This window comes from Blastococcus sp. CCUG 61487 (assembly GCF_005222955.1).
GTDB lineage: Bacteria > Actinomycetota > Actinomycetes > Mycobacteriales > Geodermatophilaceae > Blastococcus.
Genome location: NZ_LWUA01000069.1, coordinates 833 through 1566, shown reverse-complemented (window position 1 = coordinate 1566; position 734 = coordinate 833). Strand labels below are relative to the sequence as shown.

1 protein-coding gene is annotated in these 734 nt (G+C 72.5%); it reads right to left on the bottom strand.

Annotated features, from left to right (window positions below; genetic code table 11):
- Window positions 1-24: 24 nt before the first annotated feature.
- The coding region (locus tag A6V29_RS05680) for a transposase (RefSeq protein WP_170977710.1) at window positions 25-734 on the bottom strand (710 nt) is incomplete at its 5' end.

Here is a 734-nt window from a genome sequence, read left to right as displayed (position 1 = left end):
TCAGACATCCCATGGTCCTTGGCGTCAAGCCGCGGCCGTGGCGAGCCTGGGCCAGGCGGTGTCCTCGTCGTAGCGGGTCTTGGTCTTGAGGCAGCCGTGGAGGATGCCCACGAGCCGGTTGCCGAGCTGTCGGAGGGCGGCGTGGTGGGAGACGCCGCGGGCGCGGATGGTGTCGTAGTAGGCGCGGGCGCCGGGTGAGGCGGTGAGCGCGCAGAAGGCCCACTGGTGGGTGGCGTCGGCGAGGTGTTTGTTGCGGGCGTAGCGGGCCAGCACGACCCGTCGGGTGCCCGAGGCGCGGGTGATCGGTGAGGTGCCGGCGTAGTTCTTGCGCGCCTTGGCGTTGGCGTAGCGGTCGTGGTCGTCGCCGAACTCGGCCAGGACCCGGGCGCCCAGGATCGGTCCCAGGCCGGGCTGGCTGGTCACGATGTCAGCGTCCGGGTGCCGGCCAAAACCCTCGGCCACCACCGCCTGCAGCTCGCCGATCTGGGTGTTCAGCTGCGCGATCAGCCGCACCGCGCTGGCCACGATCACCGCGTAGGCGGCCTCGATGGCCGGGTCCTGGCGCAGCGCCGGGGCGCGCAGCACGGCCTGGATCGCTTCGGCTTTGGCTTCCGGATCCCGCCGGTGGGCGCGGTTGAGAGCGGCGGTGATCTTCGACCTCGACAGCCGGGCGGCCCGGCCTGGATCCGGGGCGCGCTCGAGCAGTTCCAGCGCGTCGGGGGCCATCAGATCGG